Annotated in this window: 14 protein-coding genes; 6 read left to right on the top strand and 8 right to left on the bottom strand. The window is 63.9% G+C overall.

The genetic code is table 11. The features are described from left to right. Positions 1-9 precede the first annotated feature (9 nt). Positions 10-1,377: a sensor histidine kinase gene (locus AC4D6D_RS11255; RefSeq protein WP_491325340.1), complete on the bottom strand. Its 1,368-nt coding sequence runs from the start codon at positions 1,375-1,377 to the stop codon at positions 10-12. A gap of 272 nt (positions 1,378-1,649) precedes the next feature. Here AC4D6D_RS11255 and AC4D6D_RS11260 point away from each other — a divergent pair, with 272 nt between their 5' ends. Both AC4D6D_RS11260 and AC4D6D_RS11265 read left to right on the top strand, forming a co-directional pair. Continuing rightward, a complete protein-coding gene (locus tag AC4D6D_RS11260) occupies positions 1,650-2,324 on the top strand; it encodes a type IV toxin-antitoxin system AbiEi family antitoxin domain-containing protein (protein ID WP_491325341.1) in 675 nt (224 codons plus the stop codon). 206 nt (positions 2,325-2,530) lie between these two features. Continuing rightward, a complete protein-coding gene (locus AC4D6D_RS11265; RefSeq protein WP_491325342.1) occupies positions 2,531-5,017 on the top strand; it encodes a TonB-dependent receptor in 2,487 nt (828 codons plus the stop codon). Between the two features lie 197 nt (positions 5,018-5,214). Here AC4D6D_RS11265 and AC4D6D_RS11270 read toward each other — a convergent pair whose 3' ends face one another. The 5 genes from AC4D6D_RS11270 to AC4D6D_RS11290 form a co-directional block, all read right to left on the bottom strand. After that, entirely contained in the window at positions 5,215-5,982 is a 768-nt protein-coding gene (locus AC4D6D_RS11270) for a TonB-dependent siderophore receptor (RefSeq protein WP_491325343.1), read from the bottom strand. A gap of 227 nt (positions 5,983-6,209) precedes the next feature. Next, positions 6,210-9,284: an efflux RND transporter permease subunit gene (locus tag AC4D6D_RS11275; protein ID WP_491325344.1), complete on the bottom strand. Its 3,075-nt coding sequence runs from the start codon at positions 9,282-9,284 to the stop codon at positions 6,210-6,212. Next, positions 9,284-10,363, bottom strand: a complete 1,080-nt coding sequence (locus AC4D6D_RS11280) for an efflux RND transporter periplasmic adaptor subunit (RefSeq protein ID WP_491325345.1) — start codon at positions 10,361-10,363, stop codon at positions 9,284-9,286. Before AC4D6D_RS11280 ends, AC4D6D_RS11275 begins: the two co-directional genes overlap by 1 nt. Beyond that, positions 10,360-11,730: a TolC family protein gene (locus AC4D6D_RS11285; protein ID WP_491325346.1), complete on the bottom strand. Its 1,371-nt coding sequence runs from the start codon at positions 11,728-11,730 to the stop codon at positions 10,360-10,362. The genes AC4D6D_RS11280 and AC4D6D_RS11285 overlap by 4 nt, the downstream gene beginning before the upstream one ends. A 74-nt stretch (positions 11,731-11,804) precedes the next feature. Next, positions 11,805-12,119 (bottom strand): PepSY domain-containing protein, encoded by a 315-nt coding sequence (locus AC4D6D_RS11290; protein WP_491325347.1) that lies wholly within the window; start codon positions 12,117-12,119, stop codon positions 11,805-11,807. A gap of 151 nt (positions 12,120-12,270) precedes the next feature. On the opposite strand from AC4D6D_RS11290, the gene AC4D6D_RS11295 reads away from it, so the two are divergent. From AC4D6D_RS11295 to AC4D6D_RS11305, 3 genes are read left to right on the top strand one after another with little or no spacing between them, the layout of a single operon-like run. Next, positions 12,271-12,945, top strand: coding sequence for a response regulator transcription factor (locus tag AC4D6D_RS11295; protein ID WP_491325348.1), 675 nt, complete (start codon positions 12,271-12,273; stop codon positions 12,943-12,945). Beyond that, on the top strand, positions 12,935-14,362 hold the full coding sequence (locus AC4D6D_RS11300; RefSeq protein ID WP_491325349.1) for a sensor histidine kinase: 1,428 nt from the start codon (positions 12,935-12,937) through the stop codon (positions 14,360-14,362). Before AC4D6D_RS11295 ends, AC4D6D_RS11300 begins: the two co-directional genes overlap by 11 nt. 39 nt (positions 14,363-14,401) lie before the next feature. Further along, positions 14,402-14,911 (top strand): DUF2141 domain-containing protein, encoded by a 510-nt coding sequence (locus AC4D6D_RS11305; RefSeq protein WP_491325350.1) that lies wholly within the window; start codon positions 14,402-14,404, stop codon positions 14,909-14,911. Here AC4D6D_RS11305 and AC4D6D_RS11310 read toward each other — a convergent pair. Continuing rightward, positions 14,895-16,352: a sensor histidine kinase gene (locus tag AC4D6D_RS11310; RefSeq protein WP_491325351.1), complete on the bottom strand. Its 1,458-nt coding sequence runs from the start codon at positions 16,350-16,352 to the stop codon at positions 14,895-14,897. The two genes, AC4D6D_RS11305 and AC4D6D_RS11310, sit on opposite strands and share 17 nt — an antisense overlap. Then, the gene (locus AC4D6D_RS11315) at positions 16,342-17,022 is read right to left on the bottom strand and encodes a response regulator transcription factor (RefSeq protein ID WP_491325352.1); all 681 of its coding nucleotides are present in this window, start codon (positions 17,020-17,022) and stop codon (positions 16,342-16,344) included. The genes AC4D6D_RS11310 and AC4D6D_RS11315 overlap by 11 nt, the downstream gene beginning before the upstream one ends. Before the next feature lie 191 nt (positions 17,023-17,213). Here AC4D6D_RS11315 and AC4D6D_RS11320 point away from each other — a divergent pair, with 191 nt between their 5' ends. Continuing rightward, positions 17,214-19,427, top strand: a complete 2,214-nt coding sequence (locus tag AC4D6D_RS11320) for a TonB-dependent receptor (protein ID WP_491325353.1) — start codon at positions 17,214-17,216, stop codon at positions 19,425-19,427. Positions 19,428-19,438: the final 11 nt, after the last annotated feature.

Consider the following 19,438-nt stretch of genomic DNA (forward strand, 5'->3'; position numbering starts at 1 on the left):
CAACGCAGATCAGCGGGGCAGCAACAGCGCGGCTCGCAGACCTCCCAATGCCGATTTTTGCAGTGTCAGGGTTCCTCCATGCAATTCGGCGAGTTCCCGGGCAATGGGCAACCCGAACCCATGTCCATCCCCGCGCTCGTCGAGCCGCAGCCCCGGCAGCAGGACTTGTTTCAGCGCCGCATCGCCCAGTCCCGGCCCATCGTCTTCCACGACCATTTCCAGCATCCTGTCTCGTTCGGTCGCGGTAATTTGGACATGACTGCTCGCCCACTTCGCGGCATTGTCGAGAAGGTTTCCGAGCATCTCGCCGAGGTCCTGAGGGTCGCATTTGACCGACATGTCCTCCGGAACCTTGACATGGAACGCGATGTTACGGTCCATGTGGATACGCCTCAGGGCGTTCACGAGATCGGCCACGACCGGCGCCACGGCGACCGACAGGCGCCCCGGCGCTCCGGGGGATGAAGCCCGTGCGCGCCCGAGATGATGGCGAATGGCGCGATCGATCTGCTCGACCAGTTCCGCAAGGTCCCCTTCCGGATCCTTATGGGCATCGCTCAGCTTGATCTTGAGGGTAGCCAGAGGCGTCTTCAGGCTGTGGGCAAGGTTCGCGACATGCGAACGCGCACGCGCCAGCGAGGCCTCGTTCTCGTCCAGCAGGTCGTTTGCTTCCCGAACGACGGCACGCAGTTCGGCAGGCTGGTCGCCGGGAATCCGGGCAATCCGTCCGCCACGCACATCTTCAAGCGATTGCTTGAGGCGTGCCAACGGCTTCAAACCGATCCGCAACTGCAACAGCGACGTCGCCAACAGGACGATGCTCAGCCCGCCCAGGATCAGCAACACGGGACGGACAGCCGCGGTTCGCAGCCTCTCGTAGACTGCGCGAGGCGCCGTCGCGGCAATACGAACCCGCCCTCCCGGCGTATCCCTGTCCAGCACCCTCACATAGAGATCGCCCGAGCGTCCGGTCCGCAGCAGGCTTGGAGGCGCACGGAAATGCCCTTCCCGGCCGCGTGGCCCTTCTTCACGAAAATCGAGCTTGCCGATGGCTTCCGTGGAGTTCACGACAACCCGAGACGTCTCGATCCTCCAGGACCATCCACGTCGATACTGGGTGAAGGGGCCGATCTCCACCAGCATGGTCCGATCCACCGAACCGTCCGGACGGACGCTGCGCGCCAATAGCCCGATCTGACCGTCAAGGCTCTGGTTGATGCTGCGCTGAACGTAAACATTGAGCACCGCCTCAACGGAAAGGCTCGCGGCGATCAGGGCCGCCACTGTCAGCACCGTGCCGACAAGAAGCAAACGCCCCCTGATGGAAATCCTGGACAGCGCCGATGCGAGCGCCGCCCGGTATGATGCTATCGACATGATGCGGTTCCGGAAGCAGGCCTTGCGGATAGCGCCTGGAACCGAGCATTGTCAAAGGCGGCAGCTTCCCCGCACACGGCGTGTACGGCTTCTTAAACCGAACATGAACGATCCAGTTCACGTTCGGTCTGGAAGCGCTTCGCTAGACAAGTTCAATGCGAACGCTTCGTTACAATGTCCGGTCGCGGAGCCTGTCAGGATGCGACGAGGACGTCTCGGGATGTGCGTCCGCGGGTGCATTGCAGTCTCCTCGCACGATCGCCGAAGGGGCGTTGATCTCGCTCGCATCGCTTGCCTTTCGCGAACGTCGCCTCGTCCTGGCTCTTAGAGGGCTGCGTCACCCGACAGCGGCAGAGAGCGCCCGAATTGCCGCCAACCTTTCCGCCCCGCTCCATGAGGCATTTGCACGATTGGCCCGCGAGGCGAAGTCATGCGGGATTCAGGTACTCCCACCGGGAGCGCCCGTTCTCAGTCTCGACGAGAACACGATCCTGCATCGTATCGCTGCTCTGCAACGGCCCTCGATCTCGGGCAACTGGCGCTTCGTCAATGCGCTGCAACAGGCGATGAAGGCCTGTGCGGATACTTTGGCGCAAAACGCCCGGCGCCTGCCTGCGCGCGCGATATTGCAGGAGCGCGATACATCGCAGAATCCGTCGCTGCGGATCGAGTGCGCCGGCAAGGGCAGCGTCACGCGCAACCTCAACACATATGCCCTGCGGCGCGCGAAACTATGGGACGGCCATTCCGAGCCGCCCCCCGGAACGCTGAAAGCCAAAGCCCTCGAAATCGTCCGGCGCCATCCGGTGGCAACCACCGCGCAGTTTCTCGCGGCAGGAATCACGCATCAATATCTGAGCGCCCTTCATCACGAAGGGTTCGTGGAGCGCATCGGACAGGGAGTCTACAGCTTCCCCAGCAGGCTCATGAAAAAGGCGGACCCATAGAAAAATACAATGTAAACACCCAACACTTAAAATACATTCGACCACACTGACAGCAACAGCTGTTGGTGTTTTTGGCATGCACGAATTACTAGATCATATTTTGTTACACTTTATTTCCAATTGCGATATTTTTTCTTGCCAGAATCGCAATTCATTCTCATTAGCGCCCCTGAATTGATCCATACGAACACGCTTCAGGGGGTTTCATGTCTCTTTCACGCCTGCGATCAGCCCATGCTTCCGCGCCCGCCTACCTCGCCATGAGCCTGGGTCTTGCCGCAAGCCCCGCCCTCGCGCAGGAAGCGAGCCAACCTGCAGCACCGCGACTGGGCGGCGTGACCGTTTCCGACACCGCCATCGATGAGGGCAGCTACAAGGCCGACGCGGCAGACTCCCCCAAGTATACCGCCCCGCTCGTCGACACGCCGCGCTCGATCACGGTCATTCCGGCGCAAGTCATCCGGGACACAGCTTCGGCCTCGCTCACCGAAGCCCTGCGCACCGTTCCCGGCATCACTTTGGGGGCCGGCGAAGGCGGAAACCCGCTCGGCGACCGTCCGTTCATCCGCGGCTTCGACAGCCAGGCCAGCACGTATCTCGACGGCGTGCGCGATGTCGGCGCCCAGAGCCGCGAAGTCTTCGCGGTCGAGCAGATCGAGGTCGTGAAGGGTTCGGACAGCTCGATGGGCGGCCGCGGCAGCGCCGGCGGCAGCCTCAACCTGGTTTCGAAAGTGCCCACCGCAGACCGCTTCATCGCCGCGAGCGGCAGCCTCGGCACCGACGACTACAAGCGCGCCACCGTGGACGTGAACCAGCCGCTGAACGACTTCGTCGGCCTGCGCGTCGCCGCCATGTGGCACGACCAGGACGTTGCCGGTCGCGACGCGATCTGGTCGAAGCGCTGGGGCGTCGCCCCCTCGATCAAGCTGGGGTTGAACGGCCCGACCAGCCTGACGGTCAGCTACTATCACCTCGAAACCGACGAACTGCCGGATTCGGGCATTCCCTATCTCTACACTTCCGCCAATGTCCCGGCAGGCGTGACCGAAACCGCCCCGGCGGACCGCTACACCACGATCAGCGGTGTCGCAGTCGATCGTCCGCGCGGCGCCTTCTACGGCCTCAAGGACCGCGACTTCCGCAAGACCAATGTCGACAACTTCACGGTCCGCGCCCAGCACGAATTCGACAACGGCATCACCCTGCGCAACACCTCGCGCTACGGTCGCAGCGAGCAGAGCTACGTCTGGACCCAGCCCGATGACCAGCAGGGCAATGTCTACGGCGTCCGCAACACGACAAGCGGCGTCATCACCGCGCCGGGCGGCCAGGTTTGGCGCCGCGCCAATACCCGTTACAGCTACTCGGAAGGCCTCATCAACCAGACCGACCTGTTCGGCGAAGTCAGCCCCTTCGGCCTCAAGAACAGCTTCGCCGCCAGCTTCGAATGGGCGCGTGAAAAGGCCGCGAACGGCACTTTCGTTTCCAACGCGGCGACCGGCGCCGCGATCGCGACCGCGTCCTCGCAAAGCCCGCGCTGCAATGTCAGCATGCTGGCGCGCTACAACTGCACCTCGGTGGACAACCCCAACCCGAACGACCCCTGGGTGAGCTACGCCAGCGACACCTCTTCGGCTCTCGCCTCGATCGAGCGCAGCCTGCCCAAGACCTGGACGCTCTCGCGCGTCGACAGCTGGGGCGTCTCGCTGTTCGACACGATCACAATCACCGATAACCTGTTGCTCAATCTCGGCGGCCGCTACGATCACTACAAGACCGAAGTAAGCCCCGGCCTCACCGCGACCTCGACGGCGAACCGTGCCTGGGTCAGCCGCACCGACGACTTGTGGAACTATCAGGCCGGCCTCGTCTTCAAGCCGACCGCCGACAGCAGCATCTACATCTCGACTTCCAGCTCCGCGTCGCCTCCGGGCTCGTACCTGGCGCAAGGCAGCGAGGGCAACGCGCTCAACACGACGACACAGGCCCTTACCGACGCGCTCAAGGTCGAGAAAACCAAGTCCTACGAAGTCGGCACCAAGTGGAACCTGCTGGGGGACACTCTCGCGCTGACGCTGGCCGCTTTCCAGACTCGCACCAAGAATGCGCGAACGACGGGTGAAAACGGCACCGTGGCCTTCATCGGCGATCGCCGTATCCGCGGGTTCGAATTCGGCTTTAACGGCAATATCACGCCGGAGTGGAACGTATTCGGCGGTTACACCTACATGGACGCGAAGATTGTCGACGGCGGCATCACCACGACGACGGCGATCGACACCGTAACCGGCCAGAGCGTCACGATCTTCGGCCCCTCGGTCAGCACCGGCACGCCGTTCCCGAACACGCCGAAGCACAGCTTCACCGCCTTCACTAACTACAACGTGACGCAGCAGTTCACCGTCGGCGGCGGCGCGATCTACATGAGCAAGGTCTACGGTGGCATCCAGGAAGTCGGCTCGCGCACCATCACGGGAGGCCAGCTCGTCCTGCCGCGGACCTTGGCGCGCATGGTTCCGAGCTACTGGCGCTTCGATGCCAATGCCTCTTACAAGATCAATGACTTCGCCCTGGTCCAGGTCAACGTCCAGAACGTCTTCAACAAACTGTACTACGACAAGGCCTATACGGCGCACTACGCCAACCAGGCGGCAGGGCGCACCGCAATCCTGACGCTCAACCTAAAGTACTGACGGCCCCGGAACGGTCAATGTATCGGCTCGCCTTCGATGGAAGGCGAGCCGCGCTACCGCGCGCTGACACGAACCTCATGGAAATGCCGCAATCGATCCAGTTCGTGTGCGTGTCGTCGAGGCCCGAGCCTACCATCGACGGCAAACCGATTGATCCGGAAAAAGGCAAGCAGTACGACGCGGGCGTGATGGCTGAACTAAGAATCTGCTTGGCAAATACCCAAGAGCGGATCTTCGTTGCGGCACCGGCCAATTTCGCCTTCAGCGAATTTCCGAACGGGCTTAAGCGCTCGATGCGTCCTGGTCCACTTGGATACCTTGCGGTCGATGGACGGAGCAATCAGCTCACGGTTGCTGTGAACGTAATTGCGAAAACTGTCCTTGTCTTCGACGACGCCGATCAGACGCACCGCAAGCATGTCGTTGATCGGACCTCCGATATCTCCCGTCGCGCGGAAGGCATTCCAACTCCCGTAACTCAAGCTGGCGTTTGCCTGAAATTCCTCGGGCGGTGCCTTGGTGACAATGTTGAGCGAGCCGCCGGGCTCCCCTCGCCCTGATAGTGCTGCGGCGGCTCCCTTCAGGAATTCGAAACGCTCGACCGTCGCGACATCGATCGGAGGTGTGAAACCCAAGTTGCTGGCGAAGCGATTGATCAGAATATCCGGACCGCCGTTCTCATCACCCGCGAAACCGCGGATGGAATACTTGTCCCAAAGTCCGCCAAAATCGTTCTGACGCGCCACCCCGCCAGCCAGATCGAGCGCCGCGTCCAATCGCGTTGCGCCGATTCTTTCGAGCATTGCGGATTCGATGACGCTGATACTTTGCGGATAGCGGAGAACGGTAACGTCGCTGCCGGTGATGCTCGCATTCGCATCGCGAGAACCCGTGACAACGATATCCGCGTCGTCATTGCCCTGGGTCTGCGCAAAGGCCGATGGTTCCAGTGTCAAGGCCGACATGATTATGGCAAACGATGAGGCTCGTGCTGGTTCATGGACCCCTCGACGGCAAGGTAGCTGCGCGGCTATCCGCCCCGCGATGCGAATGCGAGCTAGTCGCATATATACGACTGCCGTTGGCAATGGTTGGAGCATTGTCCAGCCGCTAATGCCTGCATTGGGAAAGAGTAATCTTCGTCCCTTCGCGAAGGATGGCTTCCCGGCATGACGCCGGGACGCCGCGCCGCTCAGGTCTTCGCCGCCTGAGCGGCAAGCTCGTCGGTCGGTCTCTCCTTCGGCAGGGTCAATCGGACCAGAATAGGCATCGCCAGCAGTACCAGCGGGTACTGGAGCAGCAGCCCGGCGATGATGGCGATCGCCAGCGGTTGCTGAATTCCCGAGCCCTGCCCGATCGCAAGCGCCAGCGGCAGGAGCGTGAGGATCGCCGCCAGCGTCGTCATCGTGATCGGACGCACGCGGTTACGGCTCGCCTCGCGCGTCGCCTGGGCTGCGGGCATGTGATGGGCCATCTCCTCGAATTCGGAGACGTAGAAGATCGCCATCTCGGTGCCGATGCCGATGATCATCGTCATGCCCATCAGCGCCGTGATGTTGAGGTCCACCCCCGACAGCCACAGAGCGGTGAACACCGCCGTCGTCGACAGCAACGAGCAACCGATGATGATGACCGGCGGCCAGATCCGGCGATAGAGCACGAGCAGCAGGATGAACTCCGCGATCAGCGCGGCGCCGAACACCCGGATGAGCCCCGAGAACGCAATCTGCTGCTGCTGGTAGAGGCCGCCCATCTCGTAGCGCACGCCGGGCCCCAAGGCGGCGGGCTTATCGAGCGCGGCTGTCACGTCGGCCACTGCCGCCCCGATGCCGCGCCCCTGGATGCGGCCGGTGACGGCCACCATCGGCTCCAGATTCTCACGCGAGATCTGCGGCTGTCCGGCCACCGTCTCCAGCGTCGCGACGCGCGAGATCGGGAAGAGATGGCCGTCGCTCGCCCGGATCGGCAACCTGGCGAGATCAGCCTCGCTCATGGTCAGGGCGTTCGGCAGGCGCACGCGCACGTCCACGGTCTTGGTGGACTGCGCCAGCGTGGTCGCTACCGTTCCGCTCAGCGCCGCCGAAAGCTGCGCCTCGACATCCGCCGGAGCGACGCCCTCCATCCCGGCGCGCACCGGATCGACATGAACGTCGATCGCGTCACCCGCCAGGCGCACGCCGTCCTTGACTTCGACCACGCCCGCTACCTTGGAAACGATGCCCGCGACTTTCTTCGCCTCGGCCTGAAGCACCGAAGGATCGGACGAGAACAGCTTGACCTCGATCGGCTGCGGAACGGCGGTAAGGTCGCCGATGAGATCTTCCATCAGCTGCGCGACCTCGACCTCGACGCCGGGCACCTTCAGCCCGACATCTTCGGCCACCGAAGCCGCCAATTCCTCGGTCGGGGTGGTGTGATCGGGCTTGAGCTTGACGAAGTAGTCGCCGTGGTAGCTCTGCCCCAGATCGCCGCCAAGACCCGTGCCAAGGCGCCGCGAGAAGGTCAGCACTTCCGGGTTATCGCGCAGTATCCGGTCGACCTGGGCGATCTGCCGGCTGCTTTCGTCGAGCGAGGTTCCCGGGGCCGTGAAGTAATCCATCACGAAGCCGCCCTCGTCGACCTTGGGCATGAAGCCGGTCGGGACGTTCGAGTAACCGAGATAGCCGATGGCCAGCAGGGGCACGAGCACCGCAGCCAGGATCCATGGACGCCGCGACAGGCCGTCGATGGCACGGTCGTGCGTGCGACCAAGGCGACCAGCGCCTGCCTCGCCGGGATCGCGCCACTTGCGAAAATCGACCAGCCAGCGGACCAGCACGGGCACCACGAAAGCGGTCATCGCCCAGGAAATCGCCAGCGCCGCCGCCATCGTCACCGAGAGCGCCTTCGAGAAGGCGCCGGTGACGCCGCTGAGGAACGAAAGCGGCAGGAAAACAATCAGCGTCGCGAGGCTGGAGCCGGTCAGCGGCGCCATGAACTCGCGGGCGGCCGGGATCACCGCGCTGTCGCCGACGACCTGACCGTCCGGCCCGGTCGCGCCCGCGCGGCGGGCGATATGCTCGACCATCACGATCACGTCGTCGATCAGCAGCCCCACGGCAGCGGCGATGCCGCCGAGCGTCATGATGTTGAACGACATGCCCAGGGCGCTGAGAACCAGAACCGTCGCCGCCAGGGTGGCGGGAACCACGATCGCCGCCACCAGGGTCACGCGCCAGCTGCGCAGGAACCAGAGCAGCACCAGCGCGGCGAGCAGGAGGCCGATCAGCACGGCATCGCGAACGCTTGCCACGGATTCAGTCACCAGCTGGCTCTGGTCGTACCAGTTCACCAGCTTCACGCCCGGCGGCAGCTTCAGCGTCGCCAGCTTGGCCTGCACCTCCTGCGCGATCTGCACGGCATTGCCGTCCGGCTGTTCGTAGATGTTGAACAGCACGGCGGGGCGGCCGTCCTCGACGATGCGCTGCCACTGCGGAACGCGGCCGTTCTGCACGGTCGCGACGTCGCGCACCCGCACGATCCCGGCCGGATCGGACTGGACGACGATATCGCCGACCTGATCGGCCGTCAGCACGCTACGATCGGCGATGACCAGCGACAGGCGCCCCCGGTCCTGGACCTGACCGGTCGCGCTGAGCACGTTGCCGCTCCGGATCGCGGTGGCCAGATCGGTCATCGCCATGTTGTGATCGGCAAGGCGCTGCGGATCGGCAAGAACCTGGACTTCCGCCGTATCGCCGCCCTGCACGCCGACGCGGGCCAGCCCGGTGATCGAAGAAAGCAGCGGCGTGATCTGGTAGCGGGCCAGATCCTGCAGGGCCACGGGATCAGCCCTATCGGAAACCAGGGCATAGGAAATGATCGGGAAGACCGTCGGATCCATCCTTCGCACGCCGTACTGGGTGCCGGAGGGCAGCTGCGGAAGAATGCGCGCCACTGCGGAATCGACCAGCAGCGTGCTCGACACCATGTCGCGGTTCCAGCCGAAGTCGATCGAGATCTGCGCCGAGCCGCGGCTCGTTTCCGAGCGGACATCCTGAACGCCGGGGATGGCGCGAATGGCTTCCTCGACCGGGCGCGTGACGGTGAGCGCGGTCTGGTCGGCCGGACGACTGCCGGCATCGAGATCGACGACAACGCGCGGGAAGGAAACTTGCGGGAACAGGCCGATCGGCAGCGAGAAGGCGGCCACCAGCCCCGCTACCGCCATGGCGAGCGCGATGAGGACGAAAGCCCGGGACTGCTTGTGGAGAAGCTTTTCAAGCATCAACGCCCCCGTCGCACGGCGTCGCCGTCGTTGAGCTGATAGGCGCCTTCGACGATAACGGGTGCGCGGGGATCGAGCGGACCGGAAACGACATCGCCGTCCTGCGAGGAAAGCGCGACCTGGACCGGCACGGCCTTGGCGTTTCCGGCCACGTCCTGGAAGATGCGCGCGGGCCCATTGGCAGTCACGACAGAAGCGTGCGGCACCACCCAGCCGGAAACGTCGCCGGTCTGGATCGCAACCTGAACCCCTTCTCCCGGCAGCAGCGATCCGGCGGGGAACGAGACGTCGACATCGACCATGCGCGTGCGGGCATTGAGCATGTCGTCCATCCGGACCACTTTACCTGCGATCTGGCCTGCGCCCTCGTTCTGGCCGGAGAGACGTTGAAGCGTGACCGTCTGCCCGGGGCGCACGGCGGCCTTGGCTGCCGGGTCGATACCCACCGTCACCACGAGGCCGCCGGCCTTGGCGAGCGTCACGATCGGCGCACCGGGCTGCGGGCGGTCGCCCACGCCCGCCGAGACCAGAGTGACGATGCCGTCATAGGGCGCGCGCAGGGTCTGTACCGCACTGCCGGCGCCTTCGGCGGATAGCCCCGCCAGCGCGATGCGGGCATCCGAAACCGCCTTGTCGGCCTGGACCAGCTGGTCGGAAGTGGCGAGCTGCTGGCTGAGCAACTGCGCTGTCGTATTGCGCTGCTTCTGTGCGGCAGCCAGCGCGTCGGCCGCTTGCAGGTAGGCGCTGCGGGCGGTCGGCGCGACGGCAAAGGTCGCCAGCACCTGCCCTGCCCTCACCGCCGCGCCCTGCGTCACGGCAAGCGAGGTCACCTGCCCGGGCTGTGCCATGCTGATGGTCGTCGTGCCGTTCTGGGATGGTGCGACGGCGCCATAGGCGGTGACCAGAGCAGGCAGCGAGCCCTGCTTCGCAGGAACCACGGCCACGGCGACGCTGCTGGAAGGCGGCGAATTCTGCGAGGTATTGCCGCCACAGGCGCAGAGCGCGAACGTGAGGGCCGACGCTGCGAGATAGGGGGCGAGATAGGGCGCGAGATAAGGCGCAAGATAGATGGATTTCACGGGCGGACTCCGGCAGGATCGGAAGGCAGGTCGGCGCCAGGAAGCTCGACGGATGGAAGCGCGGCGCCGGTCAGCGTCTGGATGGCGATCTGGCGATCGAGAAGCGCAAGCTGGAGGGTGAGCACCTCCTGTTCCTTGGCGAAACGGTTCGCAATCAGGTCGAGGTAGGACCGCTCGTCGAGGCGAGATGCCTGGAATTCGCTCTGAGCTCGGCGCGCCGCTTCGCGCGCGGCGGGGAGATCGCGCAGTGTCGATTCCAGTTGGGTCGTCAGCTGGATCGCTTCCGAAAGCATCGAGCCCACTTCGCCGGTCGCGGCGGCGAGCCGGGCTTCATATTCGGCATGAAGCTGCGCGCGGGTGGCATTAGCAATGGCGACATTGCCCTGGTTTCGATCGAAGATCGGCAGGCCGAGCGTGACGTTCGGGCCGCCGTTGATGACCTTGGCGTTATCGCTCGCGACGCTGCCGCCCAGGACGAGATCGGGAAACTGTGACAGCACCGCCTGACGCACCCCCTCGTCGGCCGCGGCATAGCCGAGGCGCAGCGCCAACAGGTCGGGGCGGCGGTCCGGCAGCGACGGCAGGGCCGCGCGCACGGCAGCGGGGTCAAAGGGCGGAAGATCGACGCTCTGGGCAAGCTCCACCGTCGCTTCGGGGGTCAGGCCCAGCAGAGCATTGAGCTGATGCCGCAAGGCGAGCTGGTTCTGGTCGAGCACCTGCAGGGTGCTTCGCGAAACCTGGAGCGCAACCCGATCGGGGGCGATCGTAGCCAGCGTCACGTTACCCGCCGCCAGAGCCTTTTCCAGACGGGCGTTGCGGGCAAGCAGAAGCTCGTACTGCTCCCGATAGACGGGCCGACTGTTCTCGCTCACGATCAGGTTGGCGGCAAGCTGCCGCGCCTTGCCCGCGACCTGCCACTCCTGCCAGACGATGTCCGCAGCGACCTGCTGCTCGCTGTCCTGCGCGGCCCTGCGACGCGACTTGTAGGTGATGAGCGCCTTGATGTCCTGAGAAAGCCCGAAGTTCCACGCCGGGACAGTGCCGACACCGGAGAGCAACGGCAGGAATGCCCCGGAAATCGAGGGATTAGGAAGAATTCCGGCCTGTTTCGTCTGACCGGCCGCCACGCCGCGGCGCAGTCGGGCGGCCCGCAGATCGGGATTGTTCGCAAGCGCCAGGGTCACCACCTGTTCGACCGACAGGGGGGCGCCGGGCGCCTGGGCTTCCCGCAACCCGCCAACGTCCTGTGCCAGCGGCGCGGAAGCAGGCAAGGCAAGCGGCGTATAATGCGCGCAGGCGGACAGAAGGCAGGCAGTAAAGCCCGCGGCGCCCAATGCGACGACTTTTCGAAGAGACGATCCAGCCATGAATGTCCACGCTTGAAAGGATGGCCGCGTGGCGCACCCGGGGGCGAAACTCCCCACCGGGGAGCGGCGATGAATTAGCCAGCGGTATCCGCGAGCGGGCCGTTTTCGAGCACCGAACCGTTGATCGCATCCACTCCGACCTCGAAGGCGCCGTGGCGTGTCAGGATGTCGAAGGAGTAACGCAGGCCGCTCCCGCCACTTTCCTTTTCAAGCTCCTGCGCGGTGATCGTACCGGCATGTTGCCGAAGCGCGATCGTACGCGCCGCCAGCAGGTCGATCTTCGCATCATGCGCATAAGGGCTCTGGTCCAGCTCGACGGCCAGGGCCGGAACAGGAGATGCCAGCGACACACAGAGCAGCGAAAGTCCAAGAACGGCGAGAGCTTTCATGAGAGACACTCCACAGGTTTCGAGAGACCTCTAGCGCATGCAACCTTCGCTCAGGATTGAGCCGACATTAGGAATTCCCAACTTGTCATCAGCGACCGAGTGTGCGCCATAAGGACGGTTGAACCCGCATTGCCCCAAGGAGCCGATGCCGATGAAAATCCTCTTCCTTGAGGATGACGACGAGTTGCGAAACCATGTGGAGCGCTCGCTTCAAGCGGCAGGCCATGTGACGGACAGCTGCACTTCGGGCGCCGATGCGCTCTATCTTGCAACCACGAACCAGTACGACGTGCTGGTGCTCGACCGCATGGTGCCGGGTCTCGACGGGCTCAGCGTCATGAAAGCCCTGCGCGCCGCGAATGTCCTGACGCCGATACTGCTGCTGACCGCGATGGACGGAGTCGAAGACCGTGTCGAAGGTCTCGAAGCCGGCGCCGACGACTATCTGGTGAAGCCGTTCGCGGTCTCGGAACTGGCCGCGCGCCTCAATGCACTACTGCGCCGCCCGCCGATGCCCGACAGCGTATCCGTGCTGCGGGCCGGTGATCTGGAGATCGATCTGATCCGGCGCACCGTCACACGCGCAGGGCGCAAGATCGACTTGCAGGCGCAGGAGTTCAAGCTGCTGGAGTATCTGATGCGCCATGCCGGGCAACTGGTCACGCGCACGATGCTCCTTGAGAACGTCTGGTCGTTTCACTTCGATCCGCGCAGCAACATCATAGAAAGCCACATGAGCCGCCTCAGGACCAAGGTCGATCGCGGCTTCGGCTGCGAACTGATCCAGACCGTGCGGGGCGCGGGATATCGCATCGATGGCGGCTGAGCCGCTCCGCCGCTCCGTTCTGCGCAGCGGAGCCTTTCGCTTCGCCGTGCTGTTCGCCGCCGTTTTCGCGATCGGATCGCTGCTCGTGCTGATTGCGGTGCAGCGGCAGATCGAGGGCTATGCCGTCGCCGCCACCGACGCCAGCCTGCGGAACGAAATGAAGATCCTGCGTTCCGAATACGAGGCGCTCGGGCTCGACGGCCTGACCGAGGCAATCTCCCGCCATTCGCACACCGGCAAGGATCCCCAGTTCCGCTTTCGCCTGGTGGACGGATCGGGACGCGTAATCGCCGGAGACCTGCCTGCCGACGCCACCCTCGTAGGACCTGGTATCCTCAAGGTCCGCGAAGTGAACATGGCGGTTCGCGGCGAGGCGATCGAAACCTTCAAGACCCTCGGCGCCGCCCTGCCCGGCACGTTCCACCTCGTGGTGGGCACTGACATGTTCGACGTGCGCACCGTTGTGGAACGCCTGAGAATCTTCACGCTGGCCTGCGGCATCGGCATCACCTTGTTCGCGCTCGCCGGCGGCTATTTCGTCGGCAGCCTCTTCATACGCCGCCTCAACGGCGTGAACTCGTCGGTCAACCGGATCATGGCGGGTGCCTTGGGCGAACGCATCCCGACCATCGGCCTGGGACCGGAGTTCGACGAGCTTTCGGGCAATCTCAATCTCATGCTCGACCGGATACAGGGCCTGATGGAGGGGCTGAGGCAGGTATCCACCGATATCGCGCACGACCTGCGCACGCCGCTCACCCGGCTGCGCCAGAACCTGGAAGGCCTGCGCGGCACCGAGACGCTGACCGGCTACGATGCGGGGATCGAAGCGGCCCTGGAGCAGACCGACGAAATCCTGACGATCTTCCGGGCCCTGCTCCGGATCGGAACGCTCGAAGGCGGTGCCGGTCGCAGCCGCTTTACCCGGCTGGACCTGAGCGAGATGATCGAACGTGTCGGGGGTGCCTACGAACCGGTGGCGGAAGACTCTGGACATCGCCTCGACGTGGAACTGGAACCGGGCCTCATGGTCACGGGCGACGGTGAGCTGCTGGCACAGATGTTCACCAACCTGATCGAGAACGCCCTGGTCCATACGCCTCCCGGCACTCGCATCCTGCTGCATGCACGGCGATCCGGCGAAGGCGTCATCGCGGAAGTGCGCGACGATGGACCGGGCATCCCGGCGGAAGAGCGCGACAGGGTCTTCGTCCGCTTCTATCGCCTCGATGCCAGCCGGAGCACACCCGGATCGGGACTGGGGCTATCCCTGGTCCGCGCAATCGCCAGCCTTCACCACGTCATGCCTATCCTGGAAGACAACGGGCCAGGCCTGAAGATCGTCCTGAAATTTCCGCCGACTCCCCAGCCGCTTCCCCAGTCGGCTGCCGCAATTGATGCCGGGGACCGAACCTGAAGCGGACCGCTTCCCGTATTCACCGATCGGACATTTTCCATGCTCAGCCTTCCTCTGCTTTTCGCCGCCGCTCTGGTTCCTTCAACGCCCGATCTCGGCAAGGCGGAAGGGCAATGCCGGGCCGGCGAAACCGGGCCTGCGTTTCTGGTCGAGGTCGTGGGTCTCAAGGATCGGAGCGGGCGACTGAAACTGGAAGTCTATCCAGCCAACCAGACGGACTTCCTGGCCGACGACAATATTCTGGTCAGTGCCGGCAAGACCTTCCGGCGGGTGGAAGTGCCGGTTCCCGCCAGCGGCACGCCCACTCTTTGCGTGCGCCTTCCCGCGGCGGGGACCTATGCCGTGAGCCTGCTTCACGACCGGGATACGGATCGCCGGTTCAACTGGCGAATTGACGGAATCGGTTTCTCCGGCAACCCCAAGCTCGGATGGAGCAAGCCTGCCGCCGCCAAAGTGGCCACCCGGGCCGGGGATACACCCACTTCCATTCGCATCGTGCTCAATTATCGCAGCGGCCTGGGCGTCGCTCCGCTCAGACAGGAACGGTAACGGAGGCCGGAGCAGCATCCTTGGCGAGCGCGGGAAGCGATACTTCGATGGTAAGCCCTCCCCCGCTGCTCCGCGCGCAAACCGTGCCGCCATGCGCCGACACGATAGCCTGTACGATGCTGAGGCCCAATCCGTGCCCCGGTCGCGACCGGCCAGGGTCCAATCGCACCAGCCTGTCGAATATGCGCTGCTGGTCTTTCTCCGCCACGCCGGGTCCATTATCGGATACCGTCAGGACAATCTCCTGACCCCGTCTGCAAACAGATAGCTGGACGTTCGTATCGCGCGGCGTGTGGACCAGCGCATTGTCGAGCAGGCTGGCCACGATGCGCTGGAGCAACGCCCGATCTCCCAGAACCCAGACCTGCTCGATATCGATGAAAAGCCGGTGTCCCGAATCTTCAAAAGCGGCGCGATGGGCTTCGGCAATCTGATCGGCAGCGGCTCCGAAATCGACGCGAACGAAACGTCGCTGCGCATGCCTGCCATCGATTTCCGCAAGGGAAAGCAGACCTGCAAACAGATCCGCGAGCGCATTTCCATCTTCGATTGCCGCTTCCAGCAACATGCGCTGCCTGGGATCCGTGGACATCGAAACTGAACACGCCAACCTGGTCCTTATCCGGCTGAGCGGTGTGCGCAGGTCATGCGCCAGGCCGCTCGAAAGTTCACGCAGCCGCGTGACCAGCGCCACGATCCTGTCGAGCATGCCGTTGAGCACGGTCGCCAGTTCGTCGAATTCGTCGGAGAGGCCCTCCACCGGCATTCTCCGCGACATGTCTCCCGCCATGATCGCCTCGGCACCGCGCGACATGGCATCGAGCCGCCGCCGAACGGCGCGGCCGAAGCCGAGGATCAACACCAGGTTGACGAGGAACAGGATCCCGAACGCCGCAAGAAAAAGGCGCAGGAGTATCGCGTCGGTCTGGTCGACGGCGGTTCGATCCGCCGCAACCAGAAGGGAACCGCCGCCATCAAGCCGGGAATGCAATCCCTGGGCAATGGCCTCGCGCCCGTCGGATCGCCGGAAATGGATGAATTCGCTCCACCCCAGAGGCGGCATGGCCGCGTCTAGCCGGCCTGCCCGGCGCCTGCCGCCCGCATCCGTGACGATATACCCCATCGTCCGATCAAAGCCGGGGTCGACAAGCGCCAGATGACCTGTCGGTTCCGGAGGCCTGTCGCGGTCCTTGGCGCTGACCAGATCGACCAGCGCCTCGAAGCCGTGAGCACGCTGGAATTGCAGGAGCGTGCGGGTATCGACGGCAACCCGCTCGTCGATCTGCCGCTCGACTTCCTCGTGGACGTACCAGTATGTCAGCCCCCCGAGCGCCGCCGTTATCAGGCAGGAAACGAAGGCAACTGCCAGTGCCAGCGATCTTACCGTCCTGGGATAAGGCAGGCGTCGAAGCCTTGCCCCGCCCAAGGCTTCACTCGGCATCGGTATTCAGGATGTATCCCGATCCCCGAATGGTTCGTATCGCATTGACGGAAAAGCCTTCGTTCAACTTCGCTCGCAGCCTGCTCATGTGGGTCTCGACGATATTCGTCTGGGGATCGAACCCGAAATTCCAGACTTTCTCCAAAAGCAACGTCCGGGTCACGACCCTGTCGGCATTACGCATGAGATGTTCCAGAATGCTGAACTCGCGCGGTTGAAGTTCGACGGACCTGCCGCCGCGCTTCACCGTTCTGCGCAGCAGGCTCATTTCGATGCCCCCAGCGTTGAGAACCTGCTGATGGACAACCGGCGCGACGCGGCGCGACAGGGCGGTGAGGCGCGCGGCCAGTTCCGCAAAGGCGAAGGGCTTGACCAGGTAGTCGTCCGCGCCGGCTTCCAGCGCCTCGACCCTGTCCTCGATCCCCGCCAGCGCCGTCAGCATGATGACGGGGGTCTGGCAGCCTTCGCGGCGCGCCTCCTGCATCACCGACAGACCATCGAGGCCCCCAACCATCCTGTCGAGAACGGCGACGTCGAATTCCTCCTCCAAAAGCATGTGCAATGCATCGTCGCCGACAGTGGCCACCGCGACGTTGTGGCCCAGTTCGCCCAGGCCGTTCTCCAGGTAGGATGACAGTTCCGCATCATCTTCCAGAACAAGAACTTTCATCGCTATTGCTTGCCCTCGATTACAAAACATGGCTCGAACATTGGGGTTACATTGGGGCGAGCACAATTATCGTCCATCTTGCTTCCCCGCTCTTGGGCAAGACATGGCCTGCCTGTATCGGCGCCGACGAGTGCGAATGGTTCTCATTATCTTTCACACTTTCCAATCGCAGGTTCAGGGGAATATTCAAGATGTCAAAACCGCTCCCGATGCGGCGTACCAAGGTTCTCGCGCTTGCCGCGAGCGCCGCCGCAGCCCTCGCCAGTTCGCAGGTTCACGCTCAGGACAACGCCCTCGGCCGCATCACGGTGATCGGCACCGCGATCAAGGACGACGAATCGCAATCCTCCTACAAGACGTCGCGCAGCACGACTGCGACGAAGACGGATACTCCGCTTCTGGATGTGCCGCAGTCGGTCAGTGTCGTCACACTCAAGCAGATCCAGGACCAGGCTGCCGGCAGCATCGGCGATGCCATCCGTTACATTCCGGGCGTCTTCTCGGCTCAGGGTGAAGGCAACCGCGAGACGCTGGTGCTGCGCGGCAACTCGACCACGGGCGATTTCTTCGTCGACGGGATGCGCGACGACATCCAGACCTATCGCGACTTCTACAACATCGAGCGCCTGGAAGTCTTCAAGGGTCCGAATGCCATGATCTTCGGGCGCGGCGGCGTCGGCGGCGTGGTGAACCGCGTGACCAAGGTGGCCAACGGACAACTGATCCGCGCCTTTCGTCTCGAAGGCGGCAGCTTCGATCACGTCCGCGGTCAGTTCGATCTCGGCGCCCCGCTGGGTAGCGCCGTTTCGGCACGCGTGACGGGCGTGTACCAGAATAGCGACAGCTACCGGGACGGCGTGACCAACCGGCGCTGGGGCTTCAACCCGACGGTGACCTTCACCCCCGGACCCGATACCACCGTCACCCTAGGCTACGAGCACTTCGAGGACGAGCGCGTGGCTGATCGCGGCGTATCCAGCTATCAGGGCAAGCCGCTGCGCACGCCCCGCTCGCAGTTCTTCGGCGATCCCGACCAGAGCCCCACCTGGACCAATACCGATGCCGCCTCGCTCTACGTCGAGCACAGTTTCAGCGACCGCGTGTCGCTGCGCAACCGTACGCGCTATGCCGACTACGACAAGTTCTACCAGAACGTGTTCCCGGCCGCGGTCAACACGGCGCCAATGACCAATCCCGCCGGCCTTCTCGCCGGAACTTACGGTGCCGGTACGATCGTTGCGATCCAGGGCTATAACCAGCGCACCAATCGCAAGAACTTCATCAACCAGACCGACCTCAACGCCCAGTTCTCGACGGGATCGATCGAGCATACCCTGCTGATCGGCGGCGAGTACGGTCATCAGAAGACCGACAACTTGCGCGAAGAGGGCTTCTTCCCCACCGCGACCAATGCCCAGGGCATTCAAACCATCTATGCGACGGTGAACAATCCCACGATCTCGCGTCCCGACATGCTGTGGCGCCCGGTCGCCAGTAGCGGTGCGAACAGGGGCACCACGGAACTCTTCGCCGGCTATATCCAGGACCAGATCTCGCTCTCCAGCATGATCGACGTGATCGTCGGCGTCCGTTACGAACATCTGAAGACCCGCGTCACCGATACGCGGACCGTCGGCTTCCCGGTGGGTCAGCAGCGGGAATTCACGGCTACCGACAACCTGTGGTCGCCGCGCGCTGGGCTGATCTTCAAGCCGGTCGAGAACGCCTCGATCTATGCCAGCTATTCGCGCACCTTCCTGCCGCGCGGCGGCGATCAGCTCACCGGCCTGACGCTCAGCACCCAGAGCCTGGCGCCGGAAAAGTTCCAGAACTACGAACTGGGCGCGAAGTGGGACATCCTGCCCACGTTCAACGTCGCTGCCGCCGTGTTCCAGCTCGACCGCAGCAACGTGCTGGCGCTGAGCGATCCCAACAACCCTTCCTCCCCGACCGTGCCGATCGGCCGCCAGCGGACCAAGGGCGTGGAACTGAGCGCAACCGGCAACATCACCAGGCAGCTCAGCATGGTCGGCGCCTACACGTACTCGGACGGCACGTTCCTCGACGACGTGTCGGGCACGGTTAAGGCCGGCAATATCCTGCCGAACATGCCCAAGCATGCCGCCTCGCTCTGGACCCGCTTCGATCCCGTCGAGCAGTTCGGTGCGGCCGTGGGCATTCTATACCAAGGCAAGCGCTATGCCTCGACCGACAATGCCGTCTCGATGCCCGGCTATACGCGCGTCGATGCCGCGCTCTACTACAACCTGACCGAAACCGTCAGCGCGCAGGTGAATGTCGAGAACCTCTTCAACAAGCGCTACTTCCTCTTCGCGCACAGCAACACGAATGCCACCCCCGGCTCGCCGACGGCCTTCAAGGTGGGGCTGAACGCACGGTTCTGACCCGCAGCGAT

The organism is Novosphingobium sp. BF6 (assembly GCF_058273105.1).